The organism is Aquabacterium sp. A08, assembly GCF_011742065.1.
In genome coordinates this window covers 25,016-49,061 of sequence record NZ_JAAQQT010000610.1, presented here as the reverse complement: position 1 = coordinate 49,061, position 24,046 = coordinate 25,016, and the positions used below count along the sequence as shown (strand labels likewise).

Here is a 24,046-nt window from a genome sequence, read left to right as displayed (position 1 = left end):
ACCGGCGTGGTTCCCGACGAGCAGATCGCAAAAATAGTGAACGAGGTGTTCGACCTGCGCCCGCGCGGCATCATCCAGATGCTGGACCTGCTGCGTCCGGTGTACAGCAAGACCGCCGCCTACGGCCACTTTGGCCGCGACGAGCCCGAGTTCACCTGGGAGCGGACCGACAAGGTGCAGGTGCTGCGGGACTTGGCGGGGATCAAGTAAGCGGCTTGGATGGGCCAGCCTCCCGGCTGGCCCAGGCGCTGCTGACCAGCAGCGCGGCCATGAGGGTGAAGAAGTGGCTCTCGCGGGCGCTCCACAGCGGGGAATTGAACAGGCTGTTCACGGCCAGCAGTGCGGTCAGGCCCAGGAGCAGGGTGCGGGCCTGTGGGTCGGTGGAGCGCAACGCCACCCACGCCATGCTGACCAACAGGGCCAGGTACAGGCCCAGGCCCACCATGCCGTGCTCGGCCGCCAAGAACAGGTACTGGTTGTGGGGGTGCCAACTGAAGGTGGGGCACTGCTCGGGCTTGTCCAGCACATGGCAAATTTGTGTGTGGTAGGCGCCCGTGCCCCAGCCCAGCAACGGTTTTTCGGCCACCAGTTTGGGGGTGGTCTTGTAGTTGTACAGCCGGTGGCCAATGGATGAGGTGTTGTCGCTGTCGTGTTGCTGCGCCTCGGCCACGGCTTTGTCAAAGCGCGCACGCATGGTGTCGGATGTGGCCAGCAACCCACCCAGCCCCAACAAGCCAGCCAACATGGCGGCCACCGCCACCTTGCCCTTCAGTTGCGTCAGAACGAACACGCCCACCGCCACGGCCAACAGCACATAGCCGGTGCGGCCGTCGGACAAATGGGTGATGCTCACCGCCGCCAGCACAGCCGTGGCGGCCCAGGCCCCACGCACCCAGCCCTGGCCTGTACGGGCGCGAAACAACGCCAGCAACACGAACAGGGCCATCATCACGTTCTGGGTGATGTAGTCGCCAAACACGTGGTGGGTCACGCCCCAACCCTGGTTCTTGCTTTGCGACCACGGCAGCTGGAACCACACATTCAGCCAGGTGGAGGCGGCCGTGAAAGCCATGGCCGCGGCAAACGCGTTCAGCGCGTGCTGGCGAATGGTGGCCGCCTGCCACAACAGCGCCAGCCACACCACCACCATGGGCAGCTTGATGTATTTCTTCAGGTGCAATTGCCAGTCGTCAGCGGGCGCGGGGGTGTACAGCACCCCCAACAGCATCAGCCCGTACAGGGCCAGCACCAGCCAGGCCACGGGGTTGCGGCTGACGGCCTTCCATCGCTCGGCCCAGTGGCCACCCAGGCACCACAACAACACGGCCAGCAGCATCAGGGCGTTGGTCAAACCCAAGGCTATGGGGAAGGCACCGAATGCCCCCACCAGGGTCCACATGGCAGCTGTGTTACAGCGATTTGAAATGGATGAAAGCGTCATGTCTTATTAGCCAGCGCTCGCCAGCACCCTGGCATCAGCACCTTGCTCCATGTACACCCAATCCACGATGTCGTCATTGGGCACGTAGCCGGCCACCAGTTGTTGCAGCATCAGTCGGACCACGCCCACGTCGTTGACGTTCAGGGCCAGTTCCAGCGAGCGCAGCTTGGCCTCGAATTCGGCCCAGGGGATGAACTCTTCGTGGGCTTTCATGATGCGGGGGTGTACCGTGGGCTTGGGGTTGTCGCCTATCAGCAGTTCCTCGTACAGCTTTTCGCCGGGGCGCAGGCCGGTCACCTCGATGGCAATGTCGCCGTCCGGGTGCTCGTCGTCTTTCACCGTCAGGCCCGACAGTTCCACCATGCGCCGCGCCAGGTCGATGATGCGCACAGGCTGGCCCATGTCGAGCACAAACACATCGCCGCCCTTGGCCATGGCCCCGGCCTGGATGACGAGTTGCGCTGCTTCAGGGATGGTCATGAAGTAGCGCGTGACCTCCGGATGGGTGAGCGTGATGGGCCCGCCGTCGCGGATTTGCTGGCGGAACTTGGGCACCACCGAGCCCGATGAACCCAGCACGTTGCCAAAACGTACCATGCTGAACTTGGTGCCGCCCTGCGTGCTGGCCTGGGTGGCAGCCAGGGCCTGCAAAGCCATTTCGGCCAGGCGTTTGCTGGCCCCCATCACGTTCGTGGGGCGCACCGCCTTGTCGGTGCTGATGAGCACGAAGTCGGCCACGCCATTTTCTGCGGCGGCATGGGCGGTGCGCAGCGTACCCAGCACGTTGTTCTTGATACCGGCGGCCGGGTTGTGTTCCACCAGCGGCACGTGCTTGTAAGCAGCCGCGTGGTACACCGTGGCCGGGCGCCAGGTGGACAGGATTTCGCGCATGCGCTCGTCGTCCTGCACGGAGGCCAGCAGGGGCACCAGCGTGGGCTTGTTGGGCGCTGGGCTCTGCGCCAGCTTTTCTTCCAGTTCCTGGTGAATGGCGTACAAGGCGAATTCGCTTTGCTCGATCAACAGCAACTTGGCTGGCCCCACGGCCAGAATCTGACGGCAGAGTTCGCTGCCAATGGAGCCACCGGCGCCCGTCACCGTCACCACCTTACCGACCACGTTCTTGGCGAGCAAGAGGTGGTTGGGCGCCACAGGCTCGCGGCCCAGCAGGTCGTCAATGTCGAGCTCTCGCAAATCGGAAATGCTGACCTTGCCCTGGGCCAAATCGGTCACGCTGGGCAGCGTGCGAACCGCCACGCGGGCGCTGCCGATTTGGCCGAGGATTTCGTTGCGGCGGCGGCGCGCGAGGCTGGGCATGGCCAACAGCACATCGCTGATGTGGAGCGTGGCCACCACATGCTCCAGATCGGCCGGGTTGTAGATGGGCTGACCATTCAGCACATGACCGTGCAGGCGGTCGTCGTCGTCCAGAAAACCTGCCACCTGCATTTCGTGGCTGTTGGCCATGGCCGCTGCCAACTGGCGGCCCGTGCTGCCGGCGCCGTAAATCAACACCTTGGGCCTAGCGGCCCGCTTCAAAATGCTCTGGTACTGGTCACCCAGCCAGACGCGGGCCAGCGCCCTGGAGGCGCCGACAAACAACAGGAGCAAAATGGGCTGGATGATGCCGACCGTGCGGGGCACGCCAGCAATGCCAATGGCAGTGAATATGGATGCATACAACAGCCCGTATATGCCAACCGCTCGGGCTACCGCCAACAAAGCTGGCCAGCCGCTGTAACGAAAAATCGCGCGGTAGAGACCAGAGACTATAAAAATAGGCAGCGCTATGCTGATGGACGCACCGACCGCCCACAAAGCATTGTCAGACAGAGCTACAAACTCACCGAGCCTCAAGTAGTAAGCCAGCCAAACGGTCAGCACACACAAGGCTGTATCTGCCGCCAGGGCCAGCGCACGTTTGGCCATGCGTGGCATGGACAAGAGCAGGCTTTTCACGCTCAAGCCGTGAACATCAACTTTCATCGCCGCATAGCCTCTAGCAACACATGTGCCGTCACGTCGGCTGCCCTTTTCATATCTGAGTGGCTCAGGGTGGGGTGGACCAGCCACATCAAGCTGGTTTCACCCAACTGTCGCGCCACCGGCAGGCGACCCTGCGGACGCAAGGGAGTGCGGTCGAAGGCCTTCTCCAGATACACCTCACTGCAACTGCCTTGGTAGCAAGGCACGCCTTCGGCGATGATGGCTTCAATGATGCGATCACGACTCCAGCCGGGTGCTAGGTTGTACGGACGCACATAGGCATAGAATTTGTATTGCGCGTGCACGCAACCAACGGCACAGTGTTTCGTACCACCTGCACCACAGCCTGCGGAGCAATCACTGCAGCCCAACTGCGGTAAACGCACCGGGCCATCTTCACCGGCAAACGGCTGCAGCGCAGCCACCAAAGCGGCCGCGTTGGCTTGACGGCGGACAGTCCATTCAGCCATGCGGTGCAACTGTATACGGCCAATCGCAGCCTGTATTTCCAGCATGCGCCAATTGGTGCCGAAGCTCTCATGCAGCCACCGAAAGCCAGGAGGATGCTGGCGCTCGTACACCGCTTCGTAGCTCTTGCCGTGGTCTTTATAGGACCACATGGCCCGCCAAAGGGTTTCGTCGTTGGTGGTCACCATGCCGCCTTCACCACCGGTGGTCATGATTTTGTCCTGGCAAAAGCTCCAGGCCCCTACGTGGCCAATGCCACCCACACTGCGGCCCTTGTAGCGGGCGCCGTGGGCTTGGGCACAGTCTTCAATCACCTTCAGACCGTTTTCGGCCGCCAGCGCCATGATCGGGTCCATGTCACAAGGCCAACCGGCCAGGTGCACACAAATAACCGCTTTGGTTCTTGTCGTCAAGACTGCTGCAATCGTCTCAGCAGTCAGGTTGCCCGAATCTGCGTCCACGTCGGCAAACACCGGCGTGGCACCCGCATTCACCACGCACGAGACACTGGCAATGAAGGTGCGTGGCGTCACCACCACTTCATCGCCAGGGCCTATGCCCAGCGCCTTCAGCGCGACATCCAACGCAAGGGTTCCGTTGGCCAATGCCACTGCATGGTGTGTGCCGGCCCAGGCGGCAAACTCGCGCTCAAACTCACGGCATTCGCTACCAGTCCAGTAGTTCACCTTGTTAGACAGCAAAATACGCTGTACCGCTTCCGCCTCTTCAAGCGTAAAGCTGGGCCATGGTGCAAAAGAGGTATTCAACATAAGTTGTCAAGGTTTAAGCAGCGGCTTGGCCGGGTTACCCACTACGGTGACACCCGGGGGGACGCTCTTGGTGACCACGGCGCCCATGCCCACCACGGCACCGCGGCCGATCACCAGCGGTCGACCGGGCTGACCCTGCTTAAGTACGGCGCCTGTGCCTATGTAAGCATGGTCTTCCACCACCACATTGCCGTTGCACTTCACACCGGGGGCGAAAGTCACATAGTCGCCGATCACACAGTCGTGCTCCACGTAGCTGTACAGGTTGGCATGGAAGTGTTTGCCGATTCGGATGTTGCTGGTCAGGGTGACGAAGGGGCAGAGTATGGCCCCCTCGCCCAGTTGCACATCGTCCAGTTGTACTGTGTTCGCGGCGCGCACTTCAAAGAACTGCACACCATCAGCTATGCAGCGCTCTACCAGCTTCTGGCGCACGGCGCTGTTGGCGATGGCAATATTGATGTGTCGGCTGGTGGCGGGTTGGGCCAACCATTCGGTGTAGGTCATCACAGGGTGGCCGTTGCACTCGGCGGCGGGCGGGTGATCGTCCACGAACACCAATGAATGGGGCTCGCCGCTGGCCGCCCATTGATCACGAGCCAGTGGCATGACACCACGCCCACAGCCACTTGCACCGAATATAGCGACCTGCTTCATGGTGAGTTTTCTTCTGGCCTGCTGCCCGTGAATTTGGGCATGGTGGCATCGCCCGCCGCGCTGATGCCATCACGCACCAACACCTTCTTCACGGTGAGCCAGAGGATTTTGATGTCCAACCACAGACTGTGGTTGTCCACGTACCACACATCGAGCGCAAACTTTTGTTCCCAACTGATGGCATTGCGGCCGTTCACCTGGGCCCAGCCGGTGATGCCGGGGCGCACCTCGTGGCGGCGGACCTGTTTCGGTGAGTAGAGAGGCAGGTATTCCATCAACAGTGGTCGAGGCCCGACCAGGCTCATGTCGCCTTTGAGGACATTCCAGAGTTCAGGCAGTTCGTCCAGGCTAGAGGCTCGCAACCAGCGGCCGAAGGGAGTCAGGCGGTCGGCGTCTGGCAACAAAAGTCCATCGGTGCCGCGCTCATCCGTCATGGTGCGGAACTTCACCATTTCAAATGGTTTGCCCTTGAATCCAGGGCGAACTTGGCGAAAAAATACAGGGCTGCCAAGTTTGCTTCGCACCAACAATATCAGCACCAACAAAGGCAAAAAGAGCAGCGCCAATGCCAGAGAGGACCACGTTACGTCAAACAAGCGTTTCATTCAGGCCGCTCCAGACCCAGCACCGCCAGCAACTTTTGGTTGATCACACGGACGTCAAAACGCTCTTCTGCCAAGCGACGGCTCTCGGCTCCCATTCGACCGATCAATTCGGGGTGCTTGATGAAACGCTCCATGGCAGCAACCAAAGCGGGCACATCGCGCGGGGGCACCATGTAGCCATTCACGCTGTCCACCACCGTTTCACGACAGCCTGGCACATCGGTGGTGATCACCGGGCGCCCCATGGCCATGGCTTCTTGGGTACTGCGCGGCACCCCCTCGCGATAGGACGGGAGCACGAACACGCTGGTCTGCGCAAGCCAGGGTTTGACGTTGACTTGGCCCGGCCACTCCACCACACCGTCATCCAGCCACGGCTTGATGTCCTGTTCGCTAACCGCACCGGGGTTTGTATCTAGCCCTCCCAACAACCAAAAGCGAACATGCGGGTACCTAGACTTTACAAGCCGTGCGGCTTGAAGGTACTCAAAAATGCCTTTTTCACGAAGAAGCCGAGCAATCAATGTGAATGTGACTGGGCGAGTGTGAGGCAGGCACAATGGCCAGTCCTGCAAAGGTACGCCTATGCCACCGAGTAGGACTGTTTTATCGGGTCGCAAACCGCAGAGCTGCTGCAATTCCCGCGCATCATCTGCATTGAGCACGACTACTTTGTGGGCCAACCTAAACGCGACACGGTAGAGCTGTGCTATTACCCAACCAAGCCACCGCTGCTTGAATGAGCGCCCATTGACACCTTCAGTAAATGCATAGCCCATGCCTTCAACCATGGCAACGCGGTGGGGCACACCCGCCAACGCCGCTGCCAACATACCCCATATATTTGTTTTGGCGGCATAGGTAAACACTACGCGTGGCTTATAAACACGGAAATATCGCCATAGTTGAATCAAAGTTGCCAAGTCACGCAGCGGGTTCAGCCCGGCACGTGAAAGGTTAAAATCTGTAGTCTCCGCGCCCATCGACCCAACCAGCTGTTGAGAACCAACGTCCCAATCGGGCGCCATGACTGAAATTTTCGCCCCAATCGAGCGCAAAGCAGTAATTAGCGGCCCACGAAAATTTGCCACAGAAGGAGCGTAGTGGGAAATAATCGTTATATTTAGCGGCTTCAAGAAATACCCTATCAATCAAAATAAAATCACATCAAACAGCAACATCTACCCATACAGAACAATATGATCCAAGCATCACATCAATTGTGAAATTACTTTCAATATGGTTGCGCACCTGCTTGCTGATGAGCAAGCTACCATTCACATCTGACAGCGCACACAGGGCTTTAGCACATGCCTGTGCAAGGTCACCAGGCCTTCCTGCTTGAACCATCCAACCTGTTGTTCCTAGAATCCAACGTGCATCACCCACATCTGTGCAAACACAGGGCGTACCGCATGCCATAGCCTCCGCAACTGCATTCGGGAATGCCTCTGCGGAGGAGGAAAGCACGTGCAGGTCCAGCGCATTCATCACGTCAGGAATATCCGGCCGCTGGCCCAGCAACATGACACGGCTCTTAATACCCGCCTTATCAATCAGCTTTGTGAGTTCCAAGTTCGCCTCATCCATTCCCGTACCTACCAGCACCACACGAAATCGCTGGTGTTCTTGACTGAGAATGCCCAAGGCAGCAATCAGATTGGCATGGTCCTTGTACGGATCAAAACGAGCCACCATGCCAATCAAAGGCGTTGTATCGGGCACATTCCATTCTCGACGCAGGCGAGCCCGAGCCTCGGCATCAGGCTTGAATCTCGATAAGTCATAACCATTTGGAATTACGACCATGCGTTTGCTATCGTAACCTAACCCTTGGTGCACCTTTGCCGCACTGTGCGCACATGCCACAATCCGCTTGGGTACGAGGCCAGACAATTTGGCACATGCTTTGGCCACCCAAATTGTGACTCTGGATGAGCGATTGGGGTCGAGAATGGTATTGTGCAAGCCCCAGACCACTGGAATACCAATAACTCTAGCGAGCACGCCCCCTAAAAAGTCGGCATGGTACATCCAGGTCTGAACCACATCAGGCCGCCAGCGGCGCATGCAACGAAACAAGTTCCACACGCCACGCAGGCTGAGTCGGCCCCTGGGCATGTCAAGCGCAAGCACCTCCACACCCGTTTCGCGCAGCAGTGGGCCATATTTGCCGACACCCATCAGAGAAACGACCGCATGAACACATTTTTGATCCGCCGAGATCAAACGGAAAAGGACGGCTTCGGCGCCGCCGTCTTCAAGGCCTGTGATGACATGCAACACCCGCAAAGGCGGCTGAATCTGGTTCATTTCATTGAAACGGATTGGATTGACTGGGCATCAACACCGCCCAGTACGCTTTTAGGGCATGCCGCATGTCAAAATCGGCTGCACGCAGACGCACATTGGGGAGGTTTTCCCTGGGCATATTGAGCACATCGTCCATGGCCTCGGCAAGTTCTGACGGGTTCTCAACCGCTGTCAAACGCCCCCACCGCCCACCTTCCAAGATTTCGCGGGGTCCGCTCGGGCAATCCGTGCTGACGATGGGCGCTCCGCAGGCCATGGCTTCAACTAACACATTTCCAAATCCTTCCCACCGGGAAGACAGCACAAACATCCCGCACCGTGCCAAGTAGCTGTAGGGGTTAGTCACGAAACCAGGCATTTGAAAGGTATCGGCTGTCAGGCCCAGCTCAAGTGCCAAGGTCTCTAATTCTGCACGGGCATTGCCCTCGCCCAATATGAGTAGCCTAGCAGGTCGGCGCGCACGGAGCAGCGCAAAGGATTTGAGCAGTGTGGGAAAATCTTTGGCATCGGTCAGCCGGCCTATGGCCAGCACAACCGGCGGCTGCCCTTGGGCAAACCACGGATGGTCAACAGGTTGAATGGCCAACTTGGCAATCTGGGCCAAGTCGAATGGGTTGTAAATGGTAGTGACACGCCCAGCGGACAAGCGCGCGAAACGCGTCAAGTCTTCGGCGGCGTTGCGCGACACCGCCACCACAGCGGCCGCTTGGGAGTAAAGGCGTTTGACCAGTGCGTACACCGCCTTGGCCCCAACCCCCCGAACGCGTTCGGACTCCACCGAAATCGTGTTATGTTCAGCAACGACCACACGCGTGCGCGCGCCTGCCATCCGCGCGGCCACCAACGCGACGACGTTGGCGTGGTTCATGGCCGACAGCAACGCCGCTGGGCGCTCGCGCTTGAGGTAACGCGCCAAAGGCAGCAAGGCGCGCAGTACGCGGGGAACCTTCAGGTCCACAACATGCACCGCAGGGTGCAGATCGGCCAGATACACACCTACGGCCTCACCCAGTACCAGATGCACCACTTGCCCACGTTCCGCATAACCATTGGCCAGCGTGACCATGACCCGTTCGGCGCCGCCGCCCCCCAGAGAAGGCAAAAACAACGCCAGAACGGGCAGGGTTTGGCTCGACGCTGTCAGGGTCTCTGTCATGTTCGATTTCTGCATATCCACCTCGACCGCACCCAGCGTAAGCCAAAACTGATCAAACGCGCAAAGCGGTAGGGGCTTCTAAACGCAGCAGACCATGAGACCAAGTGCCTATGAGACCAAAGGCTCGATTCAAAAGCACGCAACCCTTTGCATTCGGCGGATCGCCAAATTTTTCCGTAAAAATTGAGAGCCTCATCCAGATTCACAATGCGATAATCTCTAGACTCAGCACCCAAATCAGATGAAATGGAGGCCCAAACTTCGCGCTCGCGCAGCCAAATGAAGAAATCAGAAATTTGCTGGTGCTTATATCCAGTAATCAGGGAATTCTCCCGCTCGATATACCGATATCCCAAATTATCCACAAAAACAACCTTGGCACCTTGGCTATGAAGCAGATATCTCCCATTAAAGAACTGGTCTTCTGCTAAGAATTCAGGAGAACCAGATAAATCAATTTCAAGAACCAATTTCCGTCTGTAAATTTTGTTCCACAAAGGATACATTCCACCGCGCCACCCACCAACCAACAGGGACAAAGCCTCTCCAGAACCTAGAACTTTTGACGCGAAGCAAATCTGCGAAATCAAATTGCCATCACCATCGAATTGCGCATACCCAGACACAACCATGACAGCCTCCGATGAAAACGCATTGATCATGGTTGAAAAATGGTTTTGCTCCAACTCATCATCGGCATCCACAAACGTCAAAAGATCAGCCGTTGCAATACGAACACCAGTCAATCGGGCAGCCAATGCTCCTTGATTCTCCTGTGTGAGCACCTTGATACGCCCATCAAGACGCGCGGCGTTGTGAGCCACATCCAAGGTGTTGTCAGAAGATCCGTCATCTACACAGATCACTTCAAAATCTTGGTAGTCCTGCAAAAGAACAGACTGCAAAGTGTTATGCAGGGTTTTTTCCGCATTGTAGCAAGGGATTACAACAGAGAGCGCAGGCATTCAGAATTCCAGACTACGGTTTTCTCTTGCATGGCGCAACACGAAGCAAAAAACCACCAACCAATGCACCAAACAAACCAAAACCGTCGAGACAGCCAAGCCTGCTGCACCCAGAGGATACAAAAACCCCACTGCAACCAGCTTGACCAATAAACCAACCAAAGCCATGGCCAAGTAGGCTTTCTGCGCACCATCTGACACCAGCCAGTTGAACCAGACCGTACTGGCCATATAAAAAGGCAGTTGAAAGCCGAGCCAAGTGAGCAACTCGGCCACACGCACCGTGTCAGACGGGGTGAAGGCCCCACGCTCAAACAACAGCGTTACAGCAGCCTCTGCGAACAATGCAATGAACAATGCACCCGCGCAACCCAAAGCGAACATGCGCCTGCCCCACGACTTGGCTAGGGACCAACTGGTTGCTCTGTCTGTTTGAGCAGCGAATACGGGCAGCACAGCCCGCCCGATCACCATTGCCGTCATGCTTATGGCCAATGCCATGATGCGGCTCGCATACGAAAAGCTGGTAATGGCTCCTCCACCCATGTGCCCCAGCACCAAGGTATCAACCAAAACCGTGCTAGACATGATGATCTGAGCCACCAACGCTACACCAATACCTCGCAGCAATCGCCAAACATTTGAATGCCTAGAAGGCCAAGCCATCGATAAACCGACATCAGCTTTTGTGAGTTTAAGCAAGACATAGAGCTGAATAGCAGCACCGAAAACCAAACCTATATTCAATGGCGTAACGCCCAGGTCACTGGAAAACAACCAAGGCCAGACCAACAAACTGACAGAAATACAAGCCGCCGGAAATGCTTCCAGCAGGGTGTTGGCATGGCGTTGAGCACTCATCAACCAAGTTGAGTAAAAAGCTGCGAGACCACTGAAAAAGACAAAAAATGAAACAAAAACAACACTTTGAATTGCTGCCGAGGTCGCTGCAGACCCCAAACCTGCAAGACCACTCTCCAAGAACCACGACAGGACCGCAGCAGTTACAAAAGACATTAAAACTGCCATCCAGGCAGACAAGCTCGATAAATCTTTGGCTATTTCTCGAGCGGCGACAGCGTCTTTAGAGCGGAGCTTAACAAGGACAGGTGTCAAGCCAAACCAGAGAGCAGCAGCGAAGACGCTGACTGGCCAGCTCGCCAAGCCGAAAACAAATAAATGCCCATCCAACTGCTCCGCTGTGCCCAAACTATAGGCCAACGCCACCTCTTTTATCGCAGCAATTGATTTTGCAATAAAAAGAAAGGCCGCAACCGAAAGCATCCCTTTAAAAATACGCCGACTTTCAGAACTGCTGACTTGAATCCGGCCGCGCAATAATTGCAGCAAGTTACCCCAATGCACAATCAAAGAACGAGGCTTCACAAATAGCCACTCTCAAATTGCCAGGTGCTTTGGCACATTTGGCCGAGTTGGTGCTGAGCATGCCAAGCCAGTTTCATGGCAGCTTTTTGGTTATCTGCATAGCAAGCTGCTACATCCCCGGAGCGGCGGGGACCCACTTGGAAGGGAATGCGTTTTCCAGTAGCCAGCTCAAATGCTTGGATCATGTCCAGCACGCTATAACCTTTGCCAGTACCCAGATTGAACACCTCACAGGGCAGTGTGCTGTGGTTCAAGTAGTCCAGCGCAGCTCGATGGCCTTCTGCCAAATCCATGACATGGATATAGTCTCTAACCCCTGTGCCGTCAGGTGTGGCGTAGTCGTCACCCCACACATTCAGATAAGGCAGTTTGCCTGCCGCCACACGGGCGATGTAGGGCATGAGGTTGTTGGGAGTGCCGCTGGGGTCTTCACCAATGAGCCCACTTTCATGCGCGCCCACTGGATTGAAGTAACGCAGAATGGCGATGCGCCAGGTGGCATCGCTGGCGGCCAGGTCCTGCAGCATTTCTTCGATGTGCAGCTTGGTTCGGCCGTAGGGGTTGATGGCGCCTGTGGGGTGATCTTCGTCCAGTGGCAGGTATTGCGGCTGGCCATACACAGTGGCGCTGCTGGAAAACACCAGCTTGCGCACACCCTCGGCCTGCATAGCCTCCAACAGGCTTATGGCACCGCTCACGTTGGCATTGAAGTACGCCAGCGGTTGCTGAACCGATTCGCCCACGGCCTTGAGGCCGGCAAAATGAACTACTGCCTGAATGTTGTACTGGCGAAGGATGTGCTGAACACGAGCAGTTTCGCGTACGTCACACACCTCCAGCGGGTGCGCTTGACCAGTGATGCGCCCGATGCGGGTAACCACACTGGCTTGGCTATTGCACAGGTTGTCGAGCAACACGACATGGTGCCCGGCTTGGGCTAGCACGACGGCGGTGTGGCTGCCGATGTAGCCGGCGCCCCCAGTGAGCAGAATATTCATGGGTGAAGCCTAGACAGCACTGTGCCTGTGCGGCGACTCCCATGTGCTGCTTGAGTTTTACTAATCGTTGGATTCTACTAGGCGGGTACCACGTGCACCATCACTGGGCGTTGTAACAATTCGCCAAAGCCAGAGGGGTGGCTTGTTCATCCTTGGCCGCCAGCAGTGGCAGCCCTGGCAATGGCCAGGCGATGCCCAGTGCCTCGTCGTTCCACAGCAAACTGCGCTCGTGCTCGGGGTACCAGTAGTCCGTGGTTTTGTAGAGGAATTCGGCGGTTTCGCTCAAGGTCAAGAAGCCGTGGGCAAAGCCCGGCGGCACCCACAGCTGCTTGTGGTTGCTGGCGCTCAGCACCTCGCCCACCCAGTGGCCGAAGGTGGGGCTGCTTTGGCGCAGGTCCACCGCCACGTCGAACACCTCGCCCTGCACCACCCGCACCAGCTTGCCCTGGGGGTGCTGGATTTGGTAGTGCAGCCCGCGCAGCACGCCCCGGGCGGATTTGCTGTGGTTGTCTTGCACAAACTGCACGCCCTGCAGGCCGGTGGCTTGCTCGAAGTCGCGCTGGTTGAAGCTTTCGAAGAAGAAGCCGCGGGCGTCGCCGAACACTTTGGGTTCGAGCACCAGGACTTCGGGGATGGCGGTGGGGGTGACGGTGTAGGGCATGGCAACCTTTACTTGAGCAAACCCAGCAGATACTGCCCATAGCCATTCTTGGCCAGGGGCTGCGCGAGGCGTTGCAGTTGCTCGGCACCGATCCAGCCGTTGCGCCAGGCAATTTCTTCCGGGCAGGCGATCTTGAGGCCCTGGCGCCGCTCCAGCGTGGCGATGAACTGCCCCGCGTCCAGCAGGCTGTCGTGGGTACCGGTGTCGAGCCAGGCGTAGCCGCGGCCCATGGTTTGCACGTTCAACTGGCCTTGCTGCAAATAGGCTTGGTTGACGCTGGTGATTTCCAGTTCGCCCCGCGCGCTGGGCTGGACGGCCTTGGCGATGTCCACCACCTGTGGGTCGTAAAAATACAGGCCAGTGACGGCGTAGTGGCTTTTGGGTTGTTTGGGCTTTTCTTCGATGCTGATGGCCTGGCCCTGGGCGTTGAACTCCACCACGCCGTAACGTTCGGGGTCTTGCACGTGGTAGGCGAACACGGTGGCGCCGGTGGTTTGCGCATCGGCCGCCTGGAGCAGGGGCTGGAAGTCGTGCCCGTAGTAGATGTTGTCGCCCAGCACCAGCGCGCTGGGGGCGTTGCCGATGAAAGGCTCGCCAATGATGAAGGCCTGGGCCAGCCCGTCGGGGCTGGGCTGCACGGCGTACTGCAGGTTCATGCCCCATTGGCTGCCGTCGCCCAGCAGTTGCTGGAAGCGCGGGGTGTCTTGCGGGGTGCTGATGAGCAGCACATCGCGCATGCCCGCCAGCATGAGGGAGCTGAGCGGGTAGTAGACCATGGGCTTGTCGTACACCGGCAGCAGTTGCTTGCTGATGGCCAGCGTGGCCGGGTGCAGCCGGGTGCCGGAGCCACCGGCGAGGATGAGGCCTTTGCGTGCGGTCATGTTCGAGTTTCTCCCTGTCAAAAATTCACAGAATTTCGGCCAGCAGCCGGTCCACCCCTTGCTGCCACGGCGGCAGGTGCAGACCGAAGGTGGCTTGCAGCAAGGTGGTGTTCAGGCGCGAGTTGTGCGGGCGCCGCGCGGGCGTGGGGAAGGCGCTGGTGGGCACGGGGGCCACGTCCTGGACCGCCCAGTCGGCCTCGGGCCGCAGGCGCCGGGCCTGGGCGATGACGTGGTTGGCGTAGCCGTGCCAGGTGGTTTCACCCGCCGCGGCCAAGTGATAGATGCCCGGCCCTTCGCCGGTGCGCAAGACGTGTCGCACCGCATGGGCGGTGACGTCGGCGATGAGTTCGGCCCCGGTGGGCGCACCGAACTGGTCGGCGATGACGGTGAGGCGTTCGCGCTCGCGCGCCAGGCGCAGCATGGTTTTGGCGAAGTTGCCGCCACGCGCCGCATACACCCAACTGGTGCGAAAGATGAGGTGTTGGCGTCCGGCCTGCAGGATGCGCTGCTCACCCTCGAGCTTGGTGAGGCCGTAGGCGTTGAGGGGGCCGGTGGCATCGCCCTCTTGCCAGGGGGTGTGGCCGCTGCCGTTGAAGACATAGTCGGTGCTGTAGTGCACCAGCCAAGCCCCCACGGCGTGCGCGGCCTGGGCCAGCACGCCCGGGGCTTCGGCGTTGATGCGGCGGGCCAGGGCCACGTCGGACTCGGCCTGGTCCACGGCGGTGTAGGCGGCCGCGTTGACGATGACCTGCGGGCGCACGGCATGCACCGTGCGGGCCAGGCCCGCCAGGTCGGACAGATCGCCGCACAAGGGCTGGTCCAGCGGGGGCAGGCCCTGCCACGCGGGCAGTTGGGCCGTTTGCAGGGGCGACAGGCCGTCGCGGTCCAGCGCGATGACGTGGCCCAGGGGCGCCAAGCTGCGTTGCAGTTCCCAGCCGACCTGGCCGTTCTTGCCCAGCAGCAAAATGCGCAGCGGGCTCATGCGGCGTGGGCGGCGGCAGCGGCGCCGTACTGTTGGTTCACCCAATCCCGGTAGCTGCCGCTTTGCACGTGCTGCACCCACTCCGGGTGATCCAGGTACCACTGCACCGTCTTGCGGATGCCGGTCTCGAAGGTTTCGGCCGGCTTCCAGCCCAGTTCGCGCTCGATCTTGCGCGCGTCGATGGCGTAGCGCCGGTCGTGGCCGGGACGGTCTTGCACATGGGTGATTTGCGCTTGGTAGCTGCTGCCGTCGGCCTTGGGGCGCAACTCATCCAGCAGCGCGCAGACGGTGTGCACGATGTCGATGTTGGGCTTTTCGTTCCAGCCGCCGACGTTGTAGGTTTCGCCCAGTTGGCCAGCCTCCAGCACGCGGCGGATGGCGCTGCAGTGGTCTTTCACGTAGAGCCAGTCGCGCACCTGCAGGCCGTCGCCATAGACCGGCAGGGGCTTGCCGGCCAGGGCGTTGACGATCATCAGCGGGATGAGCTTTTCGGGGAAGTGGTAGGGCCCGTAGTTGTTGCTGCAGTTGGTGGTGAGCACCGGCAGGCCGTAGGTGTGGTGCCAGGCACGCACCAGGTGGTCAGACGCGGCTTTGCTGGCGCTGTAGGGGCTGTTGGGTTCGTAGGGGTGGGTTTCCGCAAACGGCGGATCGTCCTTGGCCAGGGTGCCGTAGACCTCGTCGGTGCTGACGTGCAGGAAACGGAAGGCGGTTTTCTCGGCCTCGGGCAAGGCGGACCAGTAGGCGCGCACGGCTTCGAGCAGGCGGAAGGTGCCGACGATGTTGGTCTGGATGAAGTCTTCGGGGCCGTGGATGGAGCGGTCCACGTGGCTTTCGGCGGCGAAGTGCAGCACGGCGCGCGGACGGTGCTGGGCCAGCAGGGCATCCACCAGGGTGCGGTCGCCCAGGTCGCCTTGGACGAAGAAGTGGCGCGCGTCGCCCTGCAGGCTGGCCAGGTTTTCCAGGTTGCCGGCGTAGGTCAGCTTGTCGAGGTTGACGACGGGCTCGTCGCACTGGGCCAGCCAGTCGAGCACGAAGTTGCTGCCAATGAAGCCGGCGCCGCCGGTGACGAGAATCATGCCCTGGTGCTCCTACTGAAGTGAACACCCAATTATCGATGCAGCGACACCTGCGGGGCTGACCGAGCCTGCGACCGTGCGGACGCGTTGCACAATGCACGCTCGACGCAACCCATTGACGAAGGAACCCCCCCGTGTCTGACCTGAAAGCCGCTTTTGAAGCTTCTGTGGCCGCAACCAAAGACCTGACCCAGCGCCCCGACAACCAGACGCTGCTGAAGCTCTACGCGCTGTACAAGCAGGCCACCGAGGGCGACAACGCCGCCACCAAGCCCGGCTTCGGCGACCTGGTGGGCCGCGCCAAGTGGGACGCCTGGGCCGCCTTGAAAGGCACCAGCGCCGACGACGCGATGCAGCGCTACATCGACCTGATGGACACGCTGGAGTGACCCCGCGGCCGGTCGCTCAGGCCGGCGCCACCTCCACCAAACAGTCGTAAAACGTGGGCGCCCGGCCCAGGTCGGTCAGGCGCTGGCTGGTGAGTTCGTTCACGTTGGTGCCATTGAGCCCGAGCTTGCGCCACCAGATGCCCAGCCCGTTGACCACGCCGGGGCGGGCGCGCTCGGTCACCCGGGCGGCGCAAACATAGTGGCCGCGGTCGTTGAACACGCGCACGGTGCTGCCGTCGGCGATGCCGCGCGGGACGGCGTCTTGCGGGTGGATTTCCAGCAGCGGCTGGCCTTCGGCGTCGCGCAACGAGCGCACGTTGACGAAGGTGGAGTTGAGAAAGTTGCGTGCCGGCGGCGAGATCATGGCCAGCGGGTGGCGCGGGTCGCTGCCCGGAGCCTCGTGGTTGGGCAGCACCTCGGGCAGGCCGTCCAGCCCCTGCGCGGCCAGGCGTTCGCTGAAGAACTCGCACTTGCCCGACGGCGTGGGGAAGCCGCCTTGGGCGAACGGCGCCTCGGGCAGCGGCAGGGTGACGAAGCCGTCGCGCAGCAGCGCGTCGAAATCCACCGCATCGCCAAAGGCCTGGCGGCACAGGGTTTCGTCGTCGTCCTGGAAGCAGGGGTCGGTGTAACCCATGCGGCGCGCCAGTTCGCGGAAGATGTGCGTGTTGGGCCGTGCCTGCCCCACCGGAGCGATGGCCGGGCGGTTCAGCAGCACGTCGGTGTGGCCGTAGCTGGCGTGCACGTCCCAGTGTTCCAGCTGGGTGGTGGCGGGCAGCAGGTAGTCGGCGTAGTCGGCGGTGTCGGTCTGGAAGTGCTCCAGCACCACGGTGAACAGGTCGTCGCGGGCAAAGCCCTGCACCACCTGGGACGAGTCTGGCGCCACCGCCACCGGGTTGCTGTTGTACACCACCAGCGCCTCGATGCGCGGGCCCCATTCGGCCGAGGTGGGCCGCAGCAGGTCGTCGCCGATGGTGCTCATGTTGACCACGCGGGGCTGCGCTTGACCCGAGGCGGCGAACAGATCGGGCCGCTGCAACACCTGGCGCTGCACCGGAAACGCGCCGGAACTGCTGAGCAGCAGCCCCCCGGCCCGGTGGCGCCAGGCCCCCAGCACGACCGGCAGGCAGGCCACCGCCCGCACCGCATTGCCGCCGCCGCGCACCCGCTGCATGCCGTAGTTCAGCCGGATGGCCACCGGCGCCCGTTGCTCAAAGCAGGTGCCGATGTCGCGCGCCAGCGCCTCGATCTGCGCCACCGGCACGCCACAGACCTCGGCGGCGCGCGCCGGGGGCCACTGCAGCGCCCGTTCGCGCAGCTGCGGCCAGCCCACCGTGTGCTGCGCCAGGTAGGCGTGATCCACCCAGCCGTGCTGGACGCAGGCGTGGATGAGCGCGTAGGCGAGCGCCGCGTCGGTGCCCGGCCGCAGGGCGATATGTTCGTGGCACTTGTCGGCGGTTTCGCTGCGGCGCGGGTCGATGCAGACCAGCCGGGCGCCGCGGCGCTTGGCCTCCTGCGCGTGGCGCCAGAAATGCAGGTTGCTGCCCACCGAGTTGCTGCCCCAGATGAGGATGAGGCGCGATTCGGCGAAATGCTCGACCCGCATGCCCTGTTTGGTGCCCAGGGTGTACTCCAGCCCGGCCGCGCCGGCCGAGGCACAGATAGTGCGGTCCAGCCACGAGGCACCCAGGCGGTGGAAAAAGCGCGCGGCGATGCTCTCGCCTTGCACCAGCCCCATGGTGCCGGCGTAGCTGTAGGGCAGGATGGCACGCGGGTCGCGCGCGGCGATGGCCTGCAGGCGGGCGGCGATGTCGTCCAGCGCTGCGTCCCACGACACCGGCTCGAACTGCCCACTGCCCTTGGGCCCCACCCGCTTGAGCGGCGTCAGCAGCCGTTCGGGGTGGTGGGTGCGCTCGTGGTAGCGCGACACCTTGGCGCAGAGCACGCCACCGGTTTGCGGGTGATGCGGGTTGCCCTGCACCTTGACGGCCACACCGTTCTGCACGGTGGTGACGAAGGAACAGGTGTCGGGGCAGTCGTGCGGGCAGGCACCGACGACGGTGCGGACACCGGTTTCAGGGGCGGCGGGGGTGGCGGTGAAATCCATGCGGCCATTGTGCGACACGCGCGCCCACGCGAACAAAGCGGCGGGTTTTCGTTAACATGGCCGTTCCACGCGAGAGAGACCGGCCATGACCCTGAACGACTCCATCCTGGCGCACGCCGCCGAGCTGACGCAGCTGCGCCGCGACCTGCACGCCCACCCCGAGCTGTGCTTTCAGGAAGTGCGCACCGCCGACCTGGTGGCCGGCAAGCTGGCGGAATGGGGCATCGAGGTGCACCGGGGCCTGGGCCGCACCGGCGTGGTGGGCGTGGTGCACGGCCGCGACGGCGGTGCCTGCGGCCGCGCCGTGGGCCTGCGCGCCGACATGGACGCCCTGCCCATGACCGAGCTCAACACCTTCGCCCACGCCAGCCGCCACGCCGGGCGCATGCACGCCTGCGGCCACGACGGCCACACCGCCATGCTGCTGGCCGCGGCCCAGCACCTGGCCCAGCACCGCGACTTCGACGGCACCGTGGTGCTGATCTTCCAGCCGGCCGAAGAAGGCGGCGGCGGCGCTCGCGAGATGATCAAGGACGGCCTGTTCGAACGCTTCCCCGTGGAAGCGGTGTTCGGCATGCACAACTGGCCCGGCTACCCGGCCGGCAGCTTCGCCGTCAGCCCCGGGCCGGTGATGGCCTCCAGCAACGAGTTCAAGATCGTCATCCGCGGCAAGGGCAGCCACGCCGCCCTGCCGCACAACGGCATCGACCCGGTGCCCATCGCCTGCCAGATGGTGCAGGCCTTCCAGACCGTCATCACCCGCAACAAGAAGCCGGTGGACGCGGGCGTGATCAGCGTGACCATGATCCACACCGGCGAAGCCACCAACGTGGTACCCGACCACTGCGAGATCCAGGGCACGGTGCGCACCTTCACGCTGGACGTGCTGGACTTGATCGAGCGGCGCATGCGCGAGATCGCCCAGCACACCTGTGCGGCTTTCGGTGCCAGTTGCGACTTCGAGTTCGAGCGCAACTACCCACCCACGGTGAACAGCCCGGCCGAGGCCGAATTCGCCCGCCGGGTGATGTGCGACGTGGTGGGCGACGCGATGGTGCTGGCGCAGGAGCCCACCATGGGTGCGGAAGACTTTGCCTACATGCTGCAGGCCCGGCCTGGGGCCTACCTGTTCATTGGCAACGGCGACGGTGCGCACCGCGCCGGCTACGAAGGCGGCGGCCACGACGCCGGGCCCTGCACCCTGCACAACCCGCGCTACGACTTCAACGACGACCTGATCCCCCTGGGCGGCACTTACTGGGTGGAGCTGGCCACGCGCTGGCTGGCGTCGGCAAAACGGTGATGGGCGATGGCCAGCAGGCCATCGAAGATCAAGGGTTCCACCAGCTCGAACGGCACCGTCATGCTCGGGGCCATTTTCCAGCCGGCGCCGCCGGTCATGACGCACACCGGGTCCACGCCGGTGTGCTGGCGCAGGTTGTCCACCATGCGCTGCACCGCCCCGGCAATGGCAAAGGTGCCGCCGCTGGTGAGCGCGTCGCTGGTGTTGGTGGGAAAGTTGCGCACCTCGCCGGTGGGCACGTGCAGCCCGGCGGTGCCGGACTCCAGCGCCCGCAGCATGATGCCGTGCCCCGGCAAGATGATGCCGCCCAGGAACTTGCCGTCGGCGTCGATGGCCTCGACCGTGACCGCCGTGCCCACCATGACCAGCACGCAGGGCACCCGCTGGCCCCGCGCCAGCAGGCGCTGGCGCGCGCCGATCATGGCGACCCAGCGGTCGGAGCCCAGCCGCGCCGGGTGGTCGTAGCCATTGGTCAGGCCGGCCTCGGCGGCGCTGGACACCACCCATTGCGGGGCCACGTCCCACAGCTCCAGCTGCTCCTGCACCCGGCGCTTGACCGCGTCGCCGGCCACCACACAGCCCAGCACATGGGTGGGCGCGCGCAGCGTGGCCCAGTCGCCTTCGGCCAGGGCCTCGATGTTTTCCAGAAACTGCACGCCGTGCGCCAGCATGCGCGCGCCCACGCCAGGGGCCTCGTACAAGGCCCATTTCAGGCGCGTGTTACCCACATCCAGTGCCAGCAAAGTCATGGGCAGATGATAGCCGGCGCGGCGTGGGTAGAAACCCGGTGGCGGTTTGAGCAGACGCTCAGTTCTGGCGCCACGGCAGGCCATGGAAGCGCCAGCCGCCGCGCTGGCCGCGGTGGGCCTGCCCGTCGGGGTCGCCCTCGAAGCCCTCCAGGATGTTGTACGCCTCCAGCCCGAGTTCGGTGGCGCGCTTGGCCGCGGCGATGGAGCGCACCCCGCTGCGGCACAGCAGCACCAGCTTGCGCCCACCGGCGGCGGCCTGCACCCCGGCGTCAAAGCCCGGGTTCATGGCCATGCCGGGCCACTGCTTCCAGGCCAACGGCACCGCGTCGGGCACGTAGCCCACCCACTCGCGCTCGGCGTCGGTGCGCACGTCCACCAGCACCGCCTCGCCGGCCTGCACCCACTGCCAGGCCAACAGCGGCGACACGTCGCCGGCGTAACCGGCGGCCGGCCGGGGCACCTGCAGCAGCGCGCCGTCGGCGTCGTGGCGCTGGCCCGAGGTCAGGTTGGCGGGCACGGCCTCGTCGATGCGCTTGGGCCGTGGCAGGTTAAGACCGCTCATCAAGGCCACGAATTCGTCGCGCGTTTTGCCCGCCACCCGGGCGTTGCCGGCCTTTTCCTGGCCAATGCTGCTGTGGGTGCGGCCCTGGTAGTCGTGGCCGGGCCAGACGGTGGTGTCGTCGGGCAGGCGGAACAGCACCTCGGTCAGGCTGTGGTACAGCGCCTCGGCGCTGCCGGACTGGAAATCGGTGCGGCCGCAGCCGTTGATCAACAAGGTGTCGCCGGTGAACACGTGGCGCTCGCCCGCGGCCTCCCACAGGTAGGAGACGCTGCCGGCGGTGTGGCCGGGCGTGGCCAGCACGCGCAGGGTGTGGCCGCCAAAGGCCAGGGTGTCGCCGTCGTGCAGCTGGCGCAGCGCGGTGGTGATGCCGCAGCCGGCCGGCGCGGCGGTTTTGGCGCCGGCGTGCTCGGCCAGCTTGCCGGCGCTGGTGATGTGGTCGGCGTGGGCGTGGGTTTCCACCGTCCAGACCAGGCGCAAGCCGTAATCGCGCAGCACCGCCAGGTCGCGTTCCAGTTGCAGGTCCACCGGGTCGATGATGAGGGCCTCGCGCGTGGCCACATCGAACAGGACGTAGGTGTAGGTGCTGGAGTCGGGGTCGAACAACTGGAGGGGACGCATCGGCGGGCCTTTGGGGTAGAGAAAGCGGGTCTTGCGCATCATAAAGACATGTACCGGTCACGGCACAAGCTACAACCACAGCACCCCCTGTCCAGCACACAGGCGACAGCAGGGTCCGTTTTCTTTCAACGGCCCGCTTGAAGAAATTTCAAGCCGCGTGAAAGCCGAAAAAACACAAAAAAAATCAAAGACTTAGAAAATTAACCCAAAAACTGGCCGGGAAAACCCGGTCCCTGCGGCGGGCCAGCGCTCTCCACAATGGCTGGCGCCTTGTTGGGCACACAAACCTACTGGAGACAAACCATGAAAACCTTGCTGAAAGCCATTCCGCTGTGCGCGGCCCTGGTTGCCGCCGCACCGAGCACCTGGGCCCAGGAAACCGTCCGCTGGGGCATTCCCATGTCCTTTGGCTCCAACCTGACCGCCCTGGGCGACACCATGCCCTGGGTGTCCGAGCAGTTGAAGAAAGTCTCGGGCGGCACCGTCAACCTGCAGGTGTTCGAGCCGGGCAAGCTGGTGCCGGCGCTGGGGGTGTTTGACGCGGTCTCCACCGGCAAGGTGGAGGCGGGCTACAGCTTCATGGGTTACGAGCTGGGCAAGGTGCCGGTGTCGGCCATTTACGGCGCCCTGCCCTTTGGCATGGAAACGCCGCAGTTCGCCGCCTGGATGTACTACGGCGGCGGCGACGCGCTGCTGAAAGAGGCCTTCCGCCCGCACAACGTGTACCCCATCTTGTGCGGCTCCATCAGCCCCGAAGGCGCCGGCTGGTTCCGCAAGGAAATCAAGACCCCGGCCGACCTGCAGGGCCTGAAGTTCCGCGCCGCCGCACTGGGCGGCAAGATCTACCAGAAGCTGGGCGCCTCGGTGACCATGCTGCCGGGCGGCGAGCTGTACCAGGCGTTGGAAAAAGGCGTGCTGGACGGGACCGAGTTCTCGCTGCCGTCGGTGGACGACCAGCTGGGCTTTGCCAAAGTAGCCAAGCACTACTACATGCCCGGCTGGCACCAGCCGTCCACCAACCAGTACCTGTACGTGAACCTGCAGGTGTGGAACAAGCTCAAGCCGCAGACCCAGGCCCAGATCGAAACCACCTGCACCGCCGGCGTGGCGATTGCCATGGCCAAGGCCGAGGCGACCCAGGCCGCCGCGCTGGAGAAGTTCGAGAAAGAAGGCGTGAAGCTGCACCAGTTCAACAAGACCATGCTGGACGCGTTTGGCAAGGCGTCGCGCGAGGTGCTGGCCGAAGAGTCCGCCAAGGACCCGATGTTCAAGAAGACCTACGACAGCATGTCGGCCTTCATGAACAAGAACCGCAAGTGGCACGACCTGGGCTACCTGCCGCGTGACTACAAGAACTGATCCACCCACCCCCTGACCTTGAGGAGAGCACCAGCATGTCCACCGCCGTGAGTCCCGATGCCCCGTCCAACGCGGGGGCCTCGGGCATCGCCTTGCCCACCACCGCCCTGTCCCGGGGCATCGACCGGCTGATCACCGGGGTGGGCGAATTCGCCTCGGCGCTGTGGACCGTGCTGGTGCTGGTCATCGTGGTGCAGGTGGTGGCGCGCTACGCCTTCGGCAAGGGCTCCATCATGATGGAGGAGCTGCAGTGGCACCTCTACGCCATCGGCTTCATGCTGGGCCTGTCCTTCACCGAAATGCGCGAACGCAACGTGCGCATCGACGTGCTGGCCGAAAACTTCCGCCCGCGCACCCGGCTCTGGATCGAGCTGCTGGGCACGCTGCTGCTGTTCCTGCCCTTCACCCTCATCGTCATCTGGTACGGGCTGCCGTTCACGGCCACGTCGTGGAACCTGAGCGAGGTCTCGGCCGCGCCGGGCGGCCTGCCCTACCGCTGGTTCATCAAATCCTTCATCGTCAGTGCGTTCGTGCTGCTGGCGCTGGTGGGCCTGGGACGGCTGTCCCGGGTCTGGGCCGCGCTGTTTGGCGGCCGCTGAGTCACGCCCCCACTCCCACAC

The 24,046-nt window shown here is 62.3% G+C and carries 23 protein-coding genes and 1 pseudogene; 5 read left to right on the top strand and 19 right to left on the bottom strand.

The features are described 5' to 3' along the window. The coding region (locus HA630_RS10185) for a methionine adenosyltransferase domain-containing protein (RefSeq protein ID WP_166834474.1) at positions 1–210 on the top strand (210 nt) is incomplete at its 5' end. Here the strand turns inward: HA630_RS10185 and HA630_RS10180 are convergent. The 15 genes from HA630_RS10180 to rfbB all read right to left on the bottom strand — a co-directional run bounded on the left by HA630_RS10180 (position 203) and on the right by rfbB (position 16,342). Continuing rightward, on the bottom strand, positions 203–1,399 hold the full coding sequence (locus HA630_RS10180) for an O-antigen ligase (RefSeq protein WP_166834472.1): 1,197 nt from the start codon (positions 1,397–1,399) through the stop codon (positions 203–205). The genes HA630_RS10185 and HA630_RS10180 overlap by 8 nt on opposite strands. 48 nt (positions 1,400–1,447) lie before the next feature. After that, a complete protein-coding gene (locus HA630_RS10175; RefSeq protein WP_166834470.1) occupies positions 1,448–3,424 on the bottom strand; it encodes a nucleoside-diphosphate sugar epimerase/dehydratase in 1,977 nt (658 codons plus the stop codon). Further along, positions 3,421–4,662, bottom strand: a complete 1,242-nt coding sequence (locus HA630_RS10170; protein ID WP_166834468.1) for a DegT/DnrJ/EryC1/StrS aminotransferase family protein — start codon at positions 4,660–4,662, stop codon at positions 3,421–3,423. Before HA630_RS10170 ends, HA630_RS10175 begins: the two co-directional genes overlap by 4 nt. A gap of 6 nt (positions 4,663–4,668) precedes the next feature. Further along, positions 4,669–5,319: an acetyltransferase gene (locus tag HA630_RS10165; RefSeq protein ID WP_166834466.1), complete on the bottom strand. Its 651-nt coding sequence runs from the start codon at positions 5,317–5,319 to the stop codon at positions 4,669–4,671. Beyond that, complete coding sequence (locus HA630_RS10160; protein WP_166834465.1) at positions 5,316–5,924, bottom strand: sugar transferase; 609 nt, start codon at positions 5,922–5,924, stop codon at positions 5,316–5,318. The genes HA630_RS10165 and HA630_RS10160 overlap by 4 nt, the downstream gene beginning before the upstream one ends. Further along, the gene (locus HA630_RS10155; protein WP_371809238.1) at positions 5,921–7,015 is read right to left on the bottom strand and encodes a glycosyltransferase family 4 protein; all 1,095 of its coding nucleotides are present in this window, start codon (positions 7,013–7,015) and stop codon (positions 5,921–5,923) included. Before HA630_RS10155 ends, HA630_RS10160 begins: the two co-directional genes overlap by 4 nt. Positions 7,016–7,091: 76 nt before the next feature. After that, a complete protein-coding gene (locus HA630_RS10150) occupies positions 7,092–8,237 on the bottom strand; it encodes a glycosyltransferase (RefSeq protein WP_208300053.1) in 1,146 nt (381 codons plus the stop codon). A 1-nt stretch (position 8,238) separates the two neighbouring features. Continuing rightward, positions 8,239–9,393, bottom strand: a complete 1,155-nt coding sequence (locus HA630_RS10145; RefSeq protein ID WP_166834462.1) for a glycosyltransferase — start codon at positions 9,391–9,393, stop codon at positions 8,239–8,241. Further along, positions 9,390–10,358, bottom strand: a complete 969-nt coding sequence (locus HA630_RS10140; RefSeq protein ID WP_166834460.1) for a glycosyltransferase family 2 protein — start codon at positions 10,356–10,358, stop codon at positions 9,390–9,392. Before HA630_RS10140 ends, HA630_RS10145 begins: the two co-directional genes overlap by 4 nt. Then, complete coding sequence (locus HA630_RS10135) at positions 10,359–11,744, bottom strand: lipid II flippase MurJ (RefSeq protein ID WP_166834458.1); 1,386 nt, start codon at positions 11,742–11,744, stop codon at positions 10,359–10,361. Continuing rightward, the gene (galE, locus tag HA630_RS10130; RefSeq protein ID WP_166834457.1) at positions 11,741–12,742 is read right to left on the bottom strand and encodes a UDP-glucose 4-epimerase GalE; all 1,002 of its coding nucleotides are present in this window, start codon (positions 12,740–12,742) and stop codon (positions 11,741–11,743) included. Before galE ends, HA630_RS10135 begins: the two co-directional genes overlap by 4 nt. Before the next feature lie 100 nt (positions 12,743–12,842). After that, a complete protein-coding gene (rfbC, locus tag HA630_RS10125) occupies positions 12,843–13,403 on the bottom strand; it encodes a dTDP-4-dehydrorhamnose 3,5-epimerase (protein ID WP_166834456.1) in 561 nt (186 codons plus the stop codon). Between the two features lie 8 nt (positions 13,404–13,411). Next, positions 13,412–14,284 (bottom strand): glucose-1-phosphate thymidylyltransferase RfbA, encoded by an 873-nt coding sequence (gene rfbA / locus HA630_RS10120; RefSeq protein WP_166834455.1) that lies wholly within the window; start codon positions 14,282–14,284, stop codon positions 13,412–13,414. Between the two features lie 25 nt (positions 14,285–14,309). After that, positions 14,310–15,257 carry a dTDP-4-dehydrorhamnose reductase gene (gene rfbD / locus HA630_RS10115; RefSeq protein ID WP_166834482.1) on the bottom strand — a complete coding sequence of 316 codons (948 nt, stop codon included), beginning with the start codon at positions 15,255–15,257 and terminating at the stop codon, positions 14,310–14,312. A gap of 5 nt (positions 15,258–15,262) precedes the next feature. Beyond that, positions 15,263–16,342: a dTDP-glucose 4,6-dehydratase gene (gene rfbB / locus HA630_RS10110; RefSeq protein WP_166834454.1), complete on the bottom strand. Its 1,080-nt coding sequence runs from the start codon at positions 16,340–16,342 to the stop codon at positions 15,263–15,265. A 134-nt stretch (positions 16,343–16,476) separates the two neighbouring features. On the opposite strand from rfbB, the gene HA630_RS10105 reads away from it, so the two are divergent. Next, the gene (locus tag HA630_RS10105; RefSeq protein ID WP_166834453.1) at positions 16,477–16,731 is read left to right on the top strand and encodes an acyl-CoA-binding protein; all 255 of its coding nucleotides are present in this window, start codon (positions 16,477–16,479) and stop codon (positions 16,729–16,731) included. Between the two features lie 16 nt (positions 16,732–16,747). On the opposite strand, the gene HA630_RS10100 is transcribed toward HA630_RS10105, so the two are convergent. Then, positions 16,748–18,835, bottom strand: coding sequence for a molybdopterin-dependent oxidoreductase (locus tag HA630_RS10100; RefSeq protein WP_166834452.1), 2,088 nt, complete (start codon positions 18,833–18,835; stop codon positions 16,748–16,750). Between the two features lie 85 nt (positions 18,836–18,920). Here HA630_RS10100 and HA630_RS10095 point away from each other — a divergent pair, with 85 nt between their 5' ends. Further along, positions 18,921–20,138, top strand: a complete 1,218-nt coding sequence (locus HA630_RS10095; RefSeq protein WP_166834451.1) for a M20 aminoacylase family protein — start codon at positions 18,921–18,923, stop codon at positions 20,136–20,138. Here the strand turns inward: HA630_RS10095 and HA630_RS10090 are convergent. From HA630_RS10090 to HA630_RS23610, 3 genes and pseudogenes are all read right to left on the bottom strand, one after another. After that, positions 20,090–20,887 carry a type III pantothenate kinase gene (locus HA630_RS10090; RefSeq protein WP_166834450.1) on the bottom strand — a complete coding sequence of 266 codons (798 nt, stop codon included), beginning with the start codon at positions 20,885–20,887 and terminating at the stop codon, positions 20,090–20,092. The two genes, HA630_RS10095 and HA630_RS10090, sit on opposite strands and share 49 nt — an antisense overlap. Before the next feature lie 58 nt (positions 20,888–20,945). Beyond that, on the bottom strand, positions 20,946–21,353 hold the full coding sequence (locus HA630_RS23615; protein WP_243855437.1) for a rhodanese-like domain-containing protein: 408 nt from the start codon (positions 21,351–21,353) through the stop codon (positions 20,946–20,948). A gap of 21 nt (positions 21,354–21,374) precedes the next feature. Continuing rightward, a pseudogene (locus HA630_RS23610) lies at positions 21,375–22,067 on the bottom strand (MBL fold metallo-hydrolase); the annotation flags it as partial. 303 nt (positions 22,068–22,370) lie between these two features. On the opposite strand from HA630_RS23610, the gene HA630_RS10080 reads away from it, so the two are divergent. Together HA630_RS10080 and HA630_RS10075 are read left to right on the top strand one after the other, a co-directional pair. Then, positions 22,371–23,426 (top strand): TRAP transporter substrate-binding protein, encoded by a 1,056-nt coding sequence (locus HA630_RS10080; RefSeq protein ID WP_166834448.1) that lies wholly within the window; start codon positions 22,371–22,373, stop codon positions 23,424–23,426. 35 nt (positions 23,427–23,461) lie between these two features. Next, on the top strand, positions 23,462–24,025 hold the full coding sequence (locus HA630_RS10075) for a TRAP transporter small permease subunit (protein WP_166834447.1): 564 nt from the start codon (positions 23,462–23,464) through the stop codon (positions 24,023–24,025). Positions 24,026–24,046: the final 21 nt, after the last annotated feature.